This window comes from Pseudoalteromonas sp. PA2MD11 (assembly GCF_017808125.1).
Taxonomy (GTDB): Bacteria; Pseudomonadota; Gammaproteobacteria; order Enterobacterales; family Alteromonadaceae; genus Pseudoalteromonas; species Pseudoalteromonas simplex.
This window is the reverse complement of sequence record NZ_JADKNF010000007.1, coordinates 46206-63701: the sequence shown is the minus strand read 5'-3', so window position 1 is coordinate 63701 and position 17496 is coordinate 46206. Positions and strand designations below refer to the sequence as shown.

General features: G+C 41.9%; 15 protein-coding genes. 6 read left to right on the top strand and 9 right to left on the bottom strand.

Translation table 11 applies throughout. The features are described 5' to 3' along the window. Window positions 1–129 precede the first annotated feature (129 nt). Window positions 130–1614 (top strand): FMN-binding glutamate synthase family protein, encoded by a 1485-nt coding sequence (locus ISP07_RS09820; RefSeq protein ID WP_209327515.1) that lies wholly within the window; start codon window positions 130–132, stop codon window positions 1612–1614. A gap of 56 nt (window positions 1615–1670) precedes the next feature. Here the strand turns inward: ISP07_RS09820 and mtnK are convergent, their stop codons facing one another. Next, entirely contained in the window at window positions 1671–2888 is a 1218-nt protein-coding gene (gene mtnK / locus ISP07_RS09815; protein ID WP_209327514.1) for an S-methyl-5-thioribose kinase, read from the bottom strand. Window positions 2889–3033: 145 nt separating this feature from the next. On the opposite strand from mtnK, the gene mtnA reads away from it, so the two are divergent. Next, window positions 3034–4062, top strand: a complete 1029-nt coding sequence (mtnA, locus tag ISP07_RS09810) for an S-methyl-5-thioribose-1-phosphate isomerase (RefSeq protein ID WP_209327513.1) — start codon at window positions 3034–3036, stop codon at window positions 4060–4062. A 1-nt stretch (window position 4063) separates the two neighbouring features. Here the strand turns inward: mtnA and ISP07_RS09805 are convergent, their stop codons facing one another. The 5 genes from ISP07_RS09805 to ISP07_RS09785 form a co-directional block, all read right to left on the bottom strand. Continuing rightward, on the bottom strand, window positions 4064–6226 hold the full coding sequence (locus ISP07_RS09805) for a winged helix-turn-helix domain-containing protein (RefSeq protein WP_209327512.1): 2163 nt from the start codon (window positions 6224–6226) through the stop codon (window positions 4064–4066). 94 nt (window positions 6227–6320) lie between these two features. Continuing rightward, window positions 6321–6662, bottom strand: a complete 342-nt coding sequence (locus tag ISP07_RS09800) for a gamma-glutamylcyclotransferase family protein (protein ID WP_054552356.1) — start codon at window positions 6660–6662, stop codon at window positions 6321–6323. Between the two features lies 1 nt (window position 6663). After that, window positions 6664–7206, bottom strand: a complete 543-nt coding sequence (locus tag ISP07_RS09795; RefSeq protein ID WP_138618490.1) for a 1,2-dihydroxy-3-keto-5-methylthiopentene dioxygenase — start codon at window positions 7204–7206, stop codon at window positions 6664–6666. Then, on the bottom strand, window positions 7203–7889 hold the full coding sequence (gene mtnC / locus ISP07_RS09790; protein ID WP_209327511.1) for an acireductone synthase: 687 nt from the start codon (window positions 7887–7889) through the stop codon (window positions 7203–7205). Before mtnC ends, ISP07_RS09795 begins: the two co-directional genes overlap by 4 nt. Then, the gene (locus tag ISP07_RS09785) at window positions 7886–8515 is read right to left on the bottom strand and encodes a methylthioribulose 1-phosphate dehydratase (protein WP_166341190.1); all 630 of its coding nucleotides are present in this window, start codon (window positions 8513–8515) and stop codon (window positions 7886–7888) included. The genes mtnC and ISP07_RS09785 overlap by 4 nt, the downstream gene beginning before the upstream one ends. Window positions 8516–8614: 99 nt before the next feature. Between ISP07_RS09785 and ISP07_RS09780 the strand changes: the two genes are divergently transcribed. The 3 genes from ISP07_RS09780 to ISP07_RS09770 all read left to right on the top strand — a co-directional run bounded on the left by ISP07_RS09780 (window position 8615) and on the right by ISP07_RS09770 (window position 11999). Further along, window positions 8615–9757 carry a methionine aminotransferase gene (locus ISP07_RS09780; protein WP_209327510.1) on the top strand — a complete coding sequence of 381 codons (1143 nt, stop codon included), beginning with the start codon at window positions 8615–8617 and terminating at the stop codon, window positions 9755–9757. Further along, complete coding sequence (locus tag ISP07_RS09775; RefSeq protein ID WP_209327509.1) at window positions 9745–10518, top strand: amidohydrolase; 774 nt, start codon at window positions 9745–9747, stop codon at window positions 10516–10518. The genes ISP07_RS09780 and ISP07_RS09775 overlap by 13 nt, the downstream gene beginning before the upstream one ends. 65 nt (window positions 10519–10583) lie before the next feature. Next, window positions 10584–11999, top strand: a complete 1416-nt coding sequence (locus ISP07_RS09770) for a mannose-1-phosphate guanylyltransferase/mannose-6-phosphate isomerase (protein ID WP_209327508.1) — start codon at window positions 10584–10586, stop codon at window positions 11997–11999. Between the two features lie 110 nt (window positions 12000–12109). On the opposite strand, the gene ISP07_RS09765 is transcribed toward ISP07_RS09770, so the two are convergent. Continuing rightward, window positions 12110–13141: a cytosolic protein gene (locus ISP07_RS09765; RefSeq protein WP_209327507.1), complete on the bottom strand. Its 1032-nt coding sequence runs from the start codon at window positions 13139–13141 to the stop codon at window positions 12110–12112. Between the two features lie 85 nt (window positions 13142–13226). Continuing rightward, window positions 13227–13688 carry an EVE domain-containing protein gene (locus tag ISP07_RS09760; RefSeq protein WP_130167780.1) on the bottom strand — a complete coding sequence of 154 codons (462 nt, stop codon included), beginning with the start codon at window positions 13686–13688 and terminating at the stop codon, window positions 13227–13229. Between the two features lie 79 nt (window positions 13689–13767). Here ISP07_RS09760 and tesB point away from each other — a divergent pair, with 79 nt between their 5' ends. Continuing rightward, a complete protein-coding gene (tesB, locus tag ISP07_RS09755) occupies window positions 13768–14625 on the top strand; it encodes an acyl-CoA thioesterase II (protein ID WP_054552365.1) in 858 nt (285 codons plus the stop codon). Here the strand turns inward: tesB and plsB are convergent. Beyond that, window positions 14622–17072, bottom strand: a complete 2451-nt coding sequence (gene plsB, locus ISP07_RS09750; protein WP_209327506.1) for a glycerol-3-phosphate 1-O-acyltransferase PlsB — start codon at window positions 17070–17072, stop codon at window positions 14622–14624. The genes tesB and plsB overlap by 4 nt on opposite strands. Window positions 17073–17496 lie beyond the last annotated feature (424 nt).

Here is a 17496-nt window from a genome sequence, read left to right as displayed (position 1 = left end):
CATATCACATCTATTTTGTTAATACTTGTCCTGCGAACTAATGAAACCTTAAATATATGAAGAGCTTATTGCACGTAATATAAACACCTTATATGCTTTGAAGGATGTCATTTCACAAAGGGGCCTTGGATGAGTGATTTTATAATTTTTAGTATCGATGTTTTTGCCAGCTTGTTTATTTTTGCTCTCGGCATAGGTTTGCTGGTGATTGTGTGCTTTTACATTAGTGATGTAACGCAATCTAAGCAGGCGATTCGCCGTAATTACCCGGTGATCGGTCGCTTTCGTTATTTTTTTGAACGCCAAGGTGAATTCTTCCGACAATACTTTTTTGCCATGGATAGGGAAGAGCTACCATTTAATCGTGCTGAGCGAAGCTGGGTTTACCGCGCTGCGAAAAATGTTGACCGCACTACGGCCTTTGGTTCAACCCAAAGCCTTGAAGCAACGGGCACTGTGATGTTTATGAACTGTGCGTTTCCGACCTTAGATGAAGATGCACTCGACCCGAGCGAAGTTACGTTAGGGCCTTATTGCAACGCTCCTTATACAACAAACTCGTTATTTAATATTTCAGGTATGAGCTTTGGCGCATTATCTAAGCCCGCTGTTCGCGCATTATCGCGAGGGGCAAAATTAGCCGGCTGTTGGATGAATACCGGCGAAGGAGGGCTCAGCCCTTACCACCTTGAAGGTGGCGCTGATATTGTGTTTCAGATTGGCACGGCAAAATATGGTGTACGAGATGAGCACGGTAAATTAAGCACCGAAAAACTCAAAGCGATTGCTGAGCACGAACAAGTTAAAATGTTCGAAATTAAAATGAGTCAAGGTGCTAAACCCGGTAAAGGGGGTATGTTACCAGGGCGCAAAGTGACTGCTGAAATTGCAAAAATTCGGGGTATTCCCGAAGGGCATGACTCGATTAGTCCAAATGGTCATCCAGAGATTAAATGCCCAGCAGATTTACTCGATATGATTGAAACGGTACGCAGTACCACAGGTAAACCCACCGGTTTTAAAGCGGTGATTGGTGAATACACTTGGCTCGAAACCTTGTTTAGTGAAATTAATAACCGTGGTATTGAATCTGCCCCTGACTTTATCACTATTGATAGTGCCGACGGTGGAACGGGCGCTGCCCCTCAACCCTTGATGGATTCAGTTGGTTTACCGCTACGAGAGAGCCTGCCTTTGGTTGTTGATCTGCTAAAAAAACATGGTCTTAGAGAGCGAGTGAAAGTGATTGCATCGGGTAAGCTAATCGTACCGTCAAAAGTGGCTTGGGCGCTCGCACTGGGTGCTGATTTTATTGTGTCGGCGCGTGGTCATATGTTTTCGCTTGGTTGTATTCAGGCTCTACAATGTAATAAAGATACCTGCCCGACCGGTATTACGACTCATAATGAACGCTTACAGCGGGGCCTAGATGTGACCGATAAGGCACAACGTGTCGCCAATTATAATAAGTTTATTCATTATGGTGCAGGGCTGATTGCTCATTCATGTGGTGTATCAAGTGCCCGCGAGTTAGCTCGCCAGCATGTGCGAGTGGTACAAGAAAATGGTTTATCAGAGCCGCTCGATAAAATGTATGAGCACTACAATAAATAATCTAGTTGAGTTGAATAATTAAAAGGCGCATTGAGCGCCTTTTTACTTTTTGACTATCAGTTTAATAAACTGATTAACAACGAAAAAAACTCATCTTTATTGTTACAGCTTGTGGCATTGAGCATCAGTTGCTCGCCGAGTACGAGCGTTTGCTGTTGTACTGCTAAACGAGCTTGTGCATCTTCAATACCGTCTATATCTGCAACATGGGCTAAACCAATAGTACGGCGAATAAGTTCAGCGCCACAGTAGCCAATCGCATCACGCAATACGTGTTGTAAGTAATCTTCGCTAAAGGCGCGGTTTGCAAAGCTAATATCAGTTGCTTCCCTGCTTGCTAGGTTTAACCAATGTTGCTCAAATTGGCTATAACAGTCTTGTAAGCAGGTTAATAGATGGGTTTGATACTGTCGGCGTTTTGCTTGTTCTGTAATACGGGCGTTTTGGGCGCAGTAATTTAGTAGCAAGTTACCCATAAATGAGCCGATATCGAAACCAACAGGGCCAAAAAAGCCGAACTCTGGGTCGATCATTTTAGTGGTTTTGCTATCAACAAAAATGCTGCCACTGTGCATATCGCCATGCAATAAAGTTTGCGGGCACGATAAGAATTTCGCTTTTAATTTAGCTGCGGCTAGTTTTAAAGCATCATTATTACGAATACTTTCGACGTGCTCATTAAGCTCTTCAGGGAAATTATTGCGCTCATGCTCAATGTACGGATCAGTGAAAAATAAGTCTTCTGTGATCTTACATAAATCAGGGTTAATAAATTGACTGACTTTGGCTTTTTTATCTTCAGCAGATAAGTAAAAATCTGAGTTATAAAAGCCTATACGGCTTAAGTAGAGCGCAACATGACTTGCCAATAAGGGAAATTGCTCTGCGTTGATTTGTGCGCCACGTAAAATTTGTAACTCACCTAAATCTTCTAACACGGTTAATGCCAGCTCGACATTGTGATGCAATATCGCCACGGTATGCTCTGGACATAACTTACCATGATTAATCAATACTTCGGCTTCGATTCTGGCGCGGTCTAACGATAATGGCCATGACTCACCTACGCAGCGGGCATAAGGGAGTGCTTGCTTTAGAATTACACTGTTGCTGTATTGATCAGCAACCCGAAAAACTAAGTTTAAGTTTCCATCTCCAAACTCGTATGCAGTCAGTGTTGCATCAGCAGGGAAGACTGAAATTAGTTCACTTTTAACAAGTTCTTTAATGTAATCAACAGCATGCTCTGCATTAAAGGCAGTGTATTTAGCCATGGCTCTATCTCGTAATACAATTAACTTTAAGCATTCTATACCTGTAACCGTTTAGATGTCCATACATCTATCTTGTTAGTTGTCAAAACTGATGTAAAATAACTATTCACTTAAATTAGTTTTTCATTAGTAATTCGGATTCAGTATGCAAGATCTCATCGCCAGCAGTATTAAATATCAGCAAGCTACGTTAACCGTGCTTGACCAGTATTTGTTGCCACATCAACAGCATTGGCATGTGTGCAATGATGTTGAAACGATGAAAGACCTGATCTTGACCTTGAAAATTAGAGGCGCACCTTTAATTGGCTTAGGAGCGAGTTTATTGGTTGCACATTTAGCAGAGCAGGGCATGAGTCAGTCAGCACTTGCGGTTGCTATAGATGAACTAGAAGCAACCCGCCCAACCGCCGTTAACCTAATGCACTGTATGGCCAAGTTACGTACAGCACTGACAGAGACTGATTATGTTGCTGCTGTTGTCGCGACTGCTGAGCAGTTATTTAAAGAAGATATTGCCCTTTGCGATAGCATGGCAGAACATGGTGCTGCCTTGGTTGATAAAGGCGATAACATTTTAACGCACTGTAATACTGGTGCGTTGGCAACGGCTGGTGTAGGCACTGCATTAGGTGTGATTTATAAAGCGCAGCAACGCCATGGTGGTATTCATGTTTGGGTTGATGAGACACGACCGTTACTGCAAGGCGGCCGCTTAACAGCTTTTGAGCTTGAGCGTTGGCAAATCCCTTATACTTTGATTTGCGATAACATGGCAGCCAGTTTAATGGCTGCGGGCAAAGTAGATAAAATCTTTGTAGGTGCAGACCGTATTGCTGCAAACGGTGACTTTGCAAATAAAGTCGGCACTTATAACCTCGCTGTGTTAGCGCATTTCCATAACATTCCATTTTATGTCGTTGCGCCACTTACGACGCTTGATACACAAGCGGTGTGTGGTGCCGATATCGAAATTGAGCAACGCAGTCCCAACGAAGTGCGCGGTGTTAGTGGTAGTTTTGGTGAAGCGATGTGGGCACCGACTAACGCAAAGGTTTATAACCCGGCATTTGATGTTACACCGGCGAGCCTAGTCACAGGCTGGGTGCTCGATAGCGGCGTTTATAACCAATCTGATATCGAGCAAGGTATTCTAAAACAGTTAAAATCGTAAATTACTCTGCGCTTTTTTTAGTGTAGAGCTCAATGCTATTTTGACTATTTGCGGTTAGTAACGAAATCGCCAGCTTGTCATTACTCGCATTGATGTGCGTTATATAGTGTAAGGGCCGCATTTTCATTGCTAGATCAACATCTTGTATGTTTGCCAAGTTAATACTATAAATTTCATTATTTGTGGCAATATATAAGCTGTGATGGTTGCTTGTCATAGTGATAATTGAAGGCTTTAGCTCGATTAGTTTGTCAGGAGTTATCAGCTCACTATAAGTATTGCTGTCACTATCTAAAAGCAAATATTTTCCGTATTTAGAATGGACGATTAGCTGATTATCATCATACCAAGCAATTGCCAATGGGGTGTCGATGGTGCTTTTGACAACCTGATCGCTGTTGGTGTGCAAAATCATTAGTTGGTTTTGCTGGTTACTAAGCTCGGTAAAGATTACTGCAATTTTATTACCTCTGACTGCTGCTAGTTTGCTGTTTCCTGGTAGTGTCCAGTGTTTAACTTCTGAAAAGTCATTGGCATTTAATAAGCTTAGTTTTTGATTGCTTTTATTAAAACTCACCAGCTGACTGCTGTCGTTATTTGCAGAAATAATGGAGGTATCTTCACCAATTTTGTCGGTTATATCTATATATTGGTTGTTTTTTCTGAGCCAGTGCTGTCGTTTATAGTATTCAAGCTCAGCGAAGTAGACATCATTATTAGTTAGGGCGACCAAATCACCTTCATGCTTATTAGCTGTGGCAATATAGCTCATTTGTTTTGATTTTATGTCAAATATAGCCGCATCACTGTCGTGTAAATCAGTGCTGATCAGTACACTTTGTTTATTAAGAGGGTAAGCGTAATTTGCTCGTTTTACTGGGGCTTTTATGGCTTGTCCCCGACTCATGGTATCAAATGAAAATGATTCAATTGTTAATTTACCGCGGTTATACCAAACAAGCGAGTTAGTTTGTTTATCATAAGTTGCAGCCCAAGCTCGGTATTCGTTGGTGGTTAAAAGTTTGAGTGAGCTACCGTCCAAATTCGCTATATAAATTTCTGCTTGGCCAACATTGTGGCGTTCAAAAATAACACGGTTGGGGTTTTTAAGTGTTGTTAGAATATAATCGCCGGTGCCAGTAATATTAGGTGATGTAATACGAATTTCTTCACCGGTCTTTAAGTCTTGCGCATACAGAGCAGATAGGTGAGTTAAGCCACGGTAATTATTACGTCTTGTAATTGCCGTATTACCAATTTCAATGTACTGATCTGGTGTGATATTTAATATAGATTGATTTGTAACTGGCTTTAGTAATACTTCATTTGATAGCAAATTGCTTGCTTGCCAAGCACTACAGTCATTGAAGTCACTGTTTTCACATGAACTATAAAATAGCCGCTCGCCATCTTCAGACCAGCCCTGTAAAAAGACAGCGCCAGATGTAATTGAGTACTCTTTTTTTGTCGTTAAGTCGACAACATAAATATGCTGATTGTCATTTTGCAGCACATAGGCAAGCTGCGTTTTGTCGTGATTTAGCAATAATTGATAGTGAGTGCCCTTATGCCATGAAATCGTTTCGGCTTGCAGGTCTAAAAATGGCGCTTCGTTTTGTGCTTCATCATTTACTTTAGGTTGCTGTAAGAACAACCAAATAGCCGCAATCAATAAACCAAGCGCTAAGGCCGCAAAAGACCATGGCCAGCGTGAAGAATGCGCTTTTTGCACGTTAAGGGGAGTTGTATTAACTGGAGTTTCAGCTTCTTTATGTTCTGTGTTTTTATCTTCTGTTATTTGTGGGTCTGAAATGGAGGTGGGCTCAAGAGGCTTAACTTTAATAAATAGGCTATAACCTTTGCGGTAATGGGTTTTAATAGTTTGCCCGGGCTGCTTTTCTGATTTGAGAGTTTTTCTTAGTTCAGAGATGGCACGGTTAATAGCATTGTCATCAACAAAACTTTGTTGCCAAATATTCTCAACCAGCTCTTGGCGAGTGATAATGCGATCATTATGCTCAATAAAGAAACACAGCAATTTAAACAATAAAGGTTCTAGTTCACGCTTATGAGTGCCATCGCTGATGGTTTGCTGCTGAGTGTTAAATTGCCACTCACCCACATAAATAACGGTATCGCGTAAGGGTGAAAATGCCGACCCCATGTTTAGTCCTTTAACTAAAAAATATTAATTTTGATAGGGAAGATAATAACAGCTTTTGTTCTTGATTTGGGTCTTTTTGTTTTATATTTGTAAATTAAAGGCTGTTTTTTGCAACATATAGCCAAGCTTGGTTGTTACATTGGAATGTTTCTGCGATTCGTTGATAATCATCTACTTCGTAAGCATCAGCCTGATTGAGCTCACGTTTAGTGATTAAATAAATAGTGCCATTAACAATATCACTTTGTTTGCCTGTTTTGATTAACGCCGGGTGAAAACGTTGACCACTACTTTTTAGCACGGCTTCGTCGGTGATCTCGACTTCACCAATGACATACCCAGTTAGCGTAGCAGGTTGACCTTCGAGCAAACGCCCAAAGGTATCAAGCTGAACCTGCGGGTACTGTAATGTACCGTAAGAAAATAGCTTTTCCATGTTAGTCCAGCAGCGGGAAGTTGGTAGCAATAGTTGACTCAGTGCTTTTAGCGACCCAACCTTCGGTATTATTGAATAAGCGAATTGCTGTGAACTCAGGGTCGCTGCCCATATCAAACCAATGTGGTGTGAGTTCTGGTACTGAAATTAGGTCGCCTTGTTGACACAGCACTTGATACACTTTATCGCCTAGGTGTAAGCAGAATAAGCCTTGGCCTTTCACAAAAAAACGAACTTCATCTTCGCTATGTGTATGCTCAAACAAGAACTTACCGCGTAGTTCGCTGGCATTTGGATTACCCTTAGCAAGCGAAATAACATCCACTGTTTGATAGCCCCCTTCAGCTTTTAAGCGCTCTATATCTTTAGCATAAGCAGTTAAAATTGCGTCATGACTGGTCTCTTGGTCAATCTGTGCTGTTGCTTGCCACTGCTCAAAGCGAACGCCAACGGTATTTAGTTCATTGGCAATCGCGCTTAAGTCTTCACTATGAAACAGTATGTTGTTTGCGTTGTTATCATTAAAAATAGTTAATTGGCTCATGCTAAAAGCTCCGCACTAAATGCTGTGAAATCGTTAATGTATGGGTGAGCGTCGCTTACTGCTTGTCCATCGCGAACAAGGTGTAAAGTGCCAAGGCCTGCAGCTTTGGCAGCATCAAGCTCTGCCACCACATCGCTTAAAAACAATACTTCGGCAGCGTCAAATGGCAGCTCGGCAATAATATTTTCATAAGAGCTCTGCTGTTGTTTTGCGCCAACTTTAGTGTCGAAGTAATCACTAAATAAAGGTCTAACATCACCATAATCAGAAAACTCAAAAATCAGGTGCTGGGCTTTTACTGAGCCTGATGAGTAGACATATAAACTTTTACCAGCATGTTTTTGGGCTTGTAAAAAGTCATAAGCGTCAGGGTAAAGGTGGCCAGTAAAATCACCACTTTCGTAGCCCGTTTGCCAAATTAAGCCTTGCAACTGCTTGAGTGGGGTAATTTTTTGATCAGTTTCAATCCAATGAATTAAATGCTTAATGACCGTGTCGATATCGGCTTCGGGTTGTTCAATGTGTGCTTTAACGGCCTCAATTTGGGCTGCAACTTCTGGGTCTGTTTGATGTGATTTTACAAACTCAGGTAATTGCCCTGCCGCGTAAGGAAATAATACGTCTTTAACAAATGAGATGCGGGTAATAGTGCCTTCAATATCAGTTAAAATTGCTTTGATCATGGCTGAACTCCAGCTTGAATACCTTCTAGTTTTAGGCGCTCAAGCTCACAGCTAAATAGAAACTCTAATCCTTCTAAATGGCGAAGTACTTCTTTGATATCTCGACCAACGACATATAAACCATGGCCACGAATTAATACGGCATGCTCAATAGGGGTGTGAAGGTGATGATCACTGACTAGTAAGCTTAAACGGTCAATGTCTTGGTCATTATCAAAAATGGGAATAGTTAAGGTATCTAAGTGCGACTTGATACCGCTTAAAGATTTTTGCATTTCGTAGCCATGCAAATTGATAGCGTGGCCTTTGATCACACGAGATAACACGGTTGCCGCAACAGAATGAGTGTGCAAAACAAATTTAGCTGACGGGATAAGCTTATACATATTCAAATGTAGCTCAGTTTCAGCTGATGGATTGCCAGAGCCTTTAGTACGATTGCCTTCATGATCAAATTCAATAAATGCATGAGTGCCGAGTTGACCTTTATCGAAACCACTTGCTGTGACGACATAACCGCTTGCAGTGCGGGCTGAAAAGTTACCACCAGTAGCAGGGACCCAGCCACGTTGGCTTACCCATTTACCAGCTTCAATTAGTTCTGAAATAGCGGTATTGTTATGCATATATTCCTCGACATTCTAAAAGTTATTTAGACGGCTATACATCTGTTTTAAGCAATGATAGCATCGCTTCGGGCGCAAAACCATCTTTAAGGAACCTCTGTGTTTGAAAGTAAATTGCCGAATTTAGGCACCAGTATTTTTAGTCAAATGACCGCTCTAGCAAATAAGCACCAAGCGCTTAATTTATCTCAGGGTTTTCCTGAATTTGATGCACCAGAATTACTAAAAAAACAGCTCAACCATTATGTACTTGAGGGAGCAAATCAATATGCGCCTTCAAGTGGGGTTGCAAAGCTACAACAGCAAATAGCAGCTTTGATTGCTAGAAAATACCATAACAACATAAATTACGAGCAACAAGTTACTGTTACGTCAGGGGCAACAGAGGCATTATTCGTAGCAATTCAAGCGCTTGTTAAAGAGGGTGATGAAGTTGTGGTATTTGACCCCTCGTATGACTCGTACCAACCGGCAATTGAACTTGCTGGCGGTCGCTCAGTTCACGTTGCCTTACATGCGCCAGACTACAAAATCGATTGGCAAGCCGTAGCTGATGTTATTACAGAAAAAACACGTGTCATCATCATCAACACGCCACATAACCCAAGCGGTAAAATCTTTAAAACAGAAGATATAAATGCCCTTAAAGCGCTTGTTACTAAGCATAATTTATATGTAATTAGTGATGAAGTGTATGAGCACATTACCTTTGATGGCGCTTTGCATTTAAGTGCGCTGACTGACCCTGAGTTATTTGCTCGTAGTTTTGTGATTTCAAGTTTTGGTAAAACCTTTCACAGCACTGGCTGGAAGATGGGTTATTGTGTTGCACCCACTCAGCTGATGGTGGAGTTTCGTAAAATTCACCAATATGTGACTTTTTCAAGTTTTACGCCTGCCCAGCATGCATTAGCCGATATGCTTGAGTTAGAGCCTGAGCATGTTGATGAGCTAAGTTGTTTTTATCAACAAAAACGCGACTTGCTCAGCGAAGCACTAGCGCAAAGCCGTTTTAAAATATTACCAAGTGAAGGCACCTATTTTTTGCTACTCGATTACAGTGATGTGTCTGATCTTGATGATGTTGAGTTTTGCCAATGGTTGGTTGAGCAAGCGGGTGTTGCAGCTGTACCACTCAGTGTGTTTTATAACAGTGCAAGCAGCGACAAAGTGATTCGTTTATGTTTTGCTAAAAATGATGACACATTAAAATGTGCCGCGGAGATTTTATGCCAACTTTAACCTTAGCTTTAGTGCAGTCATCACTGCATTGGCTTGATAAAAGCGCTAACCTTGCGCACTTTACTAAGCAGCTTAACAGTTTAAACGAGCAAGTTGATTTAATTGTCTTGCCAGAAACATTTGCCACGGGTTTTGCGATTAATCTAGATTGCAGCGAACCGGAACAAGGCGAGGTACTTAGCTGGTTAAAAGCCACAGCTAAGCAAAAAAATGCTGTGGTTGCAGGCTCTGTTTTAGTTGCAAAAGGCGACAAAAAGGCTAATCGCTTTTATTGGGTTTGGCCAAATGGCGAAGTGAAGTATTACGACAAACGCCATTTATTCTGTTTAGGTAACGAAGGCAATTTCGTCGCAGCAGGCGAGCATCGCGAGATATTCGCTATCAATGATTTTCGCATTTTGCCGCAAGTGTGTTACGACTTACGCTTTCCTGTATTTCAGCGTAATTGCAACGACTACGATGTGATGATCAACGTAGCTAATTGGCCAGCAGCTCGTCGCCATGTCTGGGATACCCTGCTAAAAGCACGCGCAATGGAAAACCTGTGTTATGTCGTGGGTGTCAATCGCATTGGTGCTGATGGTAATAATGTTGCCCACAGTGGTGGAACTGCCGTTTATGATTTTAAAGGTGACACCTTGGCTAAGCTCGAAGATGGCCAATCGGGTATCATTATTCAGCGCTTAGAAAAATCACCGCTTGATGACTTTCGAAGGGCGTTTCCTGCTCACTTAGATGCTGATCAATTTCAGTTACTGTAATTGCTCGAAGCCGCATACTCAAAAATTTGTTAAACTCATGGTTGGATTATTTACTTTAAGCAATCATGAGTCGCAAAATCACCCCCGTTATTCTTGCTGGTGGCATAGGTTCTCGTTTATGGCCTTTGTCGCGTAAAGCGATGCCTAAGCAGTTTTTGTCTTTGCTTAGCGAAAAATCACTGTTACAGAGCGCGCTTTTACGAGTGGCTGACTCACGATTTAATGCGCCAATTCTAGTGTGCAATGAAGAGCATCGCTTTATCGCTAAAGCGCAAATTGCAGAAATCACAGATAGCTATACTTTATTGCTTGAACCTGAAGGTAAAAATACCGCCCCCGCGATTGCCCTAGCCGCTGAATTTGCATTGCAAAATGGTCTAACCGATCCCTTACTAGTCATGCCTGCTGATCACCATATCAGTGATTTTGATAAACTTATTGCCTGCTTAGATAATGCGATAGCGCTTTGTCAGCAACAACAATTAGTAACCTTTGCCATTACTCCCACTGAGCCACATACCGGCTATGGTTATATTCGCCAAGGTGAGCCGTTAGCTCATAAAGGCTGTTTTAAGGTGGCTGAGTTCAAAGAAAAACCAGCTCTGCAATTAGCCGAAAAATACCTTGCCAGTGGTGAGTATGGCTGGAATAGCGGCATGTTTTTATTTTTGCCAGATGTGTACTTGAGTGAGCTTAATCGTTTTGCGCCAAAGATTGCTGACAGTGTCGCAAAAGCGGCTAGCTTCACCGCAGATTTAGGGTTTCAACGGCCTGTTGCGGGTGCGCTCACAGCATGCCCAAGTGATTCTATTGATTATGCTATTTTGGAGCGTAGCGCTAACGTTGCTGTTATACCTGTTGACTTAAATTGGAGCGATGTTGGCAGCTTTTCTGCATTATCGAAAATCGCAGAAAAAGACCATCATGGCAACTATTTAGCCTCACAAGGAGTGAGTTTAGATAGCGAAAATAATCTACTGATCAGCGAGGCTGACCACACTATTGCGGCGCTCGGCGTAAGTAATCAAGCAATTATACATACTCATGATGCCACCTTAGTGGCAGGCAAAAGTGCGCTCGATAAGCTCCCAGATTTACTTAAACAGCTTGCTGTTGTTGATAGCGATAAACTAACCCACCATCAAGCCGTATTCAGACCTTGGGGCAACTATCGAACTTTAATTGAAAGCACTGGCTTTAAAGTAAAGAAAATAATCGTAAACAGCGGCGCAAAGCTTTCAACTCAACGCCATCAGCACCGTGCAGAACATTGGGTCGTCGTATCTGGAGTGGCAAGCGTGCGAGTAGGTGATGATGAATTTGAATTATCCGCCGACCAATCTTGTTACATCGCGGCTAAGCAGCTACACAGCCTTGCTAATCAACAATACACGCCACTAATCGTTATCGAAGTACAAACCGGAGCGATACTTGATGAAACTGACATCGAGCGATTTGATGATAGGTATGGGAGGGGATAGCTGGAAGCTTTAAGCTTATCGAAAAGGAGGCTTTTTAACAGAGCTTATTTGAATCATAAGTTGGATTTTTGCCGCTTACTGCTAATGCTTCTAAACTTACAGCTGCTGTATCACTTTAACTGTTTTAGTTTATGGTCTATCACAGGATCATCCGGTGAGAGTTGCTGCGCCACTTCTAAGACCTTAATTGCATCGTTTGGGTGCTCATCTTGATGCTTGATTGCAACATCAATCAGCGGCTGCACATCAATCGCATCTTTTTGCTCTTGCATGTGCTCGGCTTTTTCTTCAGCTAAAATTGTATGCGCGGTGCTTAGTAAGGCTAAACGATGTGGCGAACTCTTATTTGCCTTATTTAGGCGACGATAATAGTCTTCTTTAAAGCGCAGCGTTTTGGTTTGCTGGCGGAATTGGGCTATATCAACTTGCTGGTGGCTAATAAAATCAACAGCAACATCTTTATAAAAGCCAAACTTATTTAAATATGTTGCATGAACACTATGGCCCATACCAAACACGCGTAAGTGGGTGAGTTGTGGGTAACGTTTAGCATGAGCTCGGTCGATACGATTAGTTGGGTCGTAAATAATATAACCCTTTGCATGGCCTAAATCTAAATCGTGGTAGTCACCGTTCCAATCGAATTTTTGCGCGATGTCAGTGCTTGAACGGTCATCCCATGGTGCTTTTTCTTTGTTTTTTGTGCTAACAGGGTGAAAGAGTAAAACTTTATCAAGCTTTAATAGATTGGCAAAGGCGCCAACGGCAAAGCCTCCTCGGCTCAAACCATAACCTAACCGCTCTTTGAATCCGCCAATCAGTGGTGCTAGCTGCTCAATGAAAAACAACAGATTACGGTGCCTAAACCAGTTGCTAATGCCTAAATGTTGAAAGGCGATAATATTCACATCTTGCTTTTTCGCGAGCTTATAAGCCCAAGGCGAAAAATCATCATTGATATCATATTCTTGATAATTTGTTCCAGCAGGAGAGAAGGTAATTAGCAGGGGCTTATTGGCATCAATGATATGGTATTTTACATAAACATCGCCGAGCAAATCACCGCCAGTCATAGGAACACGGCTTTGTTGCTCATCGCGTGGGAGGTTGGTCCATTCATCTAACCAATACAGTAATTTCATACATCCCCCTTAGTACCTCTAAAATAAAGGGGCGAAATTATAGCAAAAATAGCAGCTCATTAAAAATGGCCGCTACTTTATACGCTTAGCCCTCGCTCATTGCGATGATCTGTTGCCAGTCATGTTCGGTGACAGGCATTACTGACAATCGGCCGCCTTTTTTAAGGGCGATTTCGGTGATTGCATCATTGGCTTTAATCGCCTGCAGGCTCACTAGCTTTTTAAGGTGTGCTTGATATTGCACATCGACCACAAACCAGCGCGGGTTGTCAGCGGTTGCTTTGGCGTCGTAGTAGTCGCTATTTAAATCAAACTGTGTTGGGTCGGCATAAGCTTCGCGAGTTACCGTAGCAATACCAGCAACACCCACCTGTTTACAACTTGAATGATAAATCATTACCAAGTCACCGTGCTTGATACCATCGCGAAGAAAGTTGCGGGCTTGATAATTACGCACGCCATCCCACATAGAGGTTTGCTCAGGTGCGTTTTTTAGATCATCAATTGAAAATGCATCGGGTTCGGTTTTAAAAAGCCAATAAGCCATAATGAGGTGCTCTTACAAAGATTTACTTCCAATTAGTCTATAGTATCATTAAACGCTTGTCGGGATTGAGGATAAATAAATGAGCCAAGTATTAGATGACCTACTGTCATTAATGTCGTTAGAAGAGATTGAGCAAGGCTTGTATCGCGGGCAAAGCCAAGATTTAGGATTTAGGGCGGTTTTCGGTGGCCAAGTAATGGGCCAAGCCCTATCTGCCGCAAAAGAAACATTACCACAAGGGCGTATTGTTCACTCTTTACACTCTTACTTCTTGCGTCCAGGTGATGCTGCAAAGCCGATTGTCTATGATGTAGAGAATATCCGTGATGGTAAAAGTTTTAGTACTCGCCGTGTAAAAGCAATTCAATATGGTAAGCCAATTTTTTACATGACCGCTTCTTTCCAAGGTGAAGAAGAAGGCTTATCACATCAAGCGCAGATGCCTGATGTCCCTCAGCCTGAAGAATTAAAGTCATCGCTTGAATTTTACCAAGCAAATGCAGAGCTTATTCCTGAACCAATTCGGAATAAGTTCATTCGTGAAGTGCCTATTGAAATGCGCCCTGTGACTTTTCATAACCCATTCAAACCACAAGTGATGGAGCCAGTTAAGCATATTTGGTTTAAAGCTAATGGTGAGATGCCTGACGATCAGCGCATTCATAATTACTTACTTGCGTATGCATCTGACTTTGAATTTTTACCGACTGCATTACAGCCGCACGGCGTATCGTTTATGCAGCCGAATATGCAGGTCGCGACGATTGACCATGCGATGTGGTTTCACCGCCCGTTTAGACTAGACGATTGGATTTTATATTCGATTGATAGCCCAAGTGCGAGCTCTGGTCGTGGTTTGGTGCGAGGTCAGTTCTTTGACCGTCAAGGCAATTTGGTTGCCTCAACGATCCAAGAAGGGGTTATGCGTCAGCGTTAATCTTTTGTGTGCTGAGCTTGGCTTTGCACTATATCGTCAATTGACTGCCAGACCCGTGCTGGCAGCAATGCTTTAAGATATAAATACACTTCACACAGTTCATTGCTACCCGTTAAGCCTTGCTCTGTTTCGGTAATTAGCTTTTGCTCTCGCAAGCTTGAAATAAAACCAATAAGTACTTTTTTATCGAAGAACTCTGGGGTTTTAATGCCGTGCAAGGTGCCTAAGCGCTCTGCTAACACTTGGCTTTCATGTTCAAGTTCTTCACGCTCAATACCACTGCTAGTTTGAATAAAGCCAACCACGATAGCGTAGCGTTGCAGTGTTAAACTTAGGGCACGACCGAGCATTTCGAGTTTCGCTAAGCAGTCGTTGCTGTTAGTGATCTTGATATTATCGCCATCAATTTCAATCAGGTCTTGATCAACGAAGCTTGCAAGTACGCGAGTAATGTAGTTTTCATCTAGCTCGTGTAAGAACCACTCTTTGGCAAACAGTGGGTAAAAACGTGCAATTAAGGCTTGGCAATCAGCCATGGTAGTTTGATGTGCTTTGAATAAATGCAGCGCCAATAAGCTCGGTACTGCAAATAAGTGCAACACGTTATTACGGTAGTAGTTGAACAGTGTTTTTTCTTTATCGTTAATAGCGATAATTTCGCCAAACTCGTCACTGATCACATCAAACTTATTAAGTTTAAGGGCATGCTCTAGTAGCTGCTCGGCGCTTTCGTCTGGTGTGGTCACCTTTTCACTGTAGCTGGCGCTACGCTGTAAATGTAGATAAAACTCAAGCTGAGTAATCAGCTTTGGTTTACTTAATGCGTGTTTATCATTAACCAGTAATATCATCGCAAGTAGATTCACCGCATTGAGTGCAGCGGCGCTATTAATATTAACCATGACTTTATCAGCGAGGTTAGCGACTTGTGGTCCAAGCCATTGTGGTTTCTGAACATCAGTTGGGTGAATCGACTCTCGCCAATCAGGTTGTTGATCATTGAGATATTGGTTTATCGATATAGGGTCGCCAAAGTTTAAATAACCACGACCATAGTTTTTAAGGTTTTTAATTGCCTTAAAGATACCTAATACCGACTCACCTTTTTTATCGTTACCGGCAAGCTCTTTTAAGTAGGTATTAATTTCCATTACGTGCTCATAGCCAATGTATACAGGCACAATTGAAATAGGGCGATCAATGCCACGTAACATGGCTTGTAATGTCATGGCGAGCATACCTGTTTTTGGCGGTAGCAAGCGACCAGTTCGGCTACGACCACCTTCAGTGTAAAACTTTACTGAATAGCCTTTGATAAATAACTGGCTCAGGTACTCTTTAAATACAGCTGAATATAACTTATTGCCCGCGAATGAGCGGCGAATAAAGAAAGCACCACTGCGACGGAAAATCCCTCCTGCTGGAAAGAAGTTTAAGTTGATACCCGCAGCGATATGCGGCGGAACTAAGCCTAAATGGTAAATAGAATAGGTCAGCAATAAGTAATCCATATGCGAGCGGTGGCATGGCATATAGATAATCTCGTGGCCTTTATCTGTAAGCTCATGTACCTGTTCAGAAAACTTAATATCAATCCCGTTATAAAGCTTATTCCACAGCCAAGTTAAAATACGGTCTGCAACACGAATGGTGGCATCGCTATAATTGGCGGCAATCTCATCAAGTAGCTTTAGCGCATTTTGGCGAGCTTGCTCTTGGCTGATGTTTTTTTCTTTCGCTTCTATTTGAATTGCTTTTTTTATTGTTGGTGAGGCAAGTAGCGAATTAAATAGCTGCTCACGTGATGGCATTTTCGGGCCTGTCGCTGCCAATTTTTGGCGACGAAAGTGCACGCGGGCTACTCGTAAAAGCTTATGTGGTAGTTCATCAACCTCTGCTTTTTCATTGACCAATAAAGATAAATCTAGTGGCTGACTAAAGCGAATAAAGTTATCGCGCCCAGAAAATAGCAACACAAAGAACTTACGAAACCAGCTGGGTGTTAATGAATGAGACACCAAAGTACCTAAACCTGGCTTTTCTTTACCCGGATTTCGGCCCCATAAAATCGTCACCGGGATCACTTGGACGTTTTTCTCACCTGATTGCATCAGGTGGTCAATAATTTGTTTGCCTTGCTGCAGGGCATTGCTTGGTTTGCTTTTATTACCAAATAGCGGTGGTGGGTTTTGAATACCGATAAAGCGATCAAGTTCTGCATTACCTAATAACTGCTCTTCGGTCGGATTAGGTAAGCCGTATTTTTTACATACCCGCGCCAGTGCTGCTAAATCAGAGCGTGCATTTAGCCTAACAATGTAGAAAGTAGGGTTGGCTGGGTTTAGATTGTATTGTTCAATCGGATTTTCTGGCAGCACCTTACTTTTTACAAACAAGCGGTTCATACCGGCAGAAATGAAATTTAAACAACGATTAATGATACGCATCAACTCACCAAAGTTATTAGTAGATATTAAATAGACCGAGTGTGGTCAAAAATAAGCGGCATAGAATAACAATTATTAACTGGACTGACCATTTAAAAGCGATTTTCTAGCCTCTTTACTCGCACAAGTATAATTTAAAGACGCTAATGTTATTGATAAAGTTCGAAAATTAAACAAAATTTAATTTAGACCTTTGAGATTTTCAAAATAGTTGTTGCATTTATCACCAATCTATCTATAATACGCAGGCTTTCAAAATTCCCTCGGGAACTTGGAAGGAAAGATTAAGCTTGGATTTCAAGCTAATAAACAGGAATTCCGATTTGGAATTCAACGTAGATATAAGAAAGCAGCCGACATCTTAGTTATTAAGATTGTTTCGGTCGTTTTTTTATGCTCTTTTTAAATGCTCTTTATATTGAGG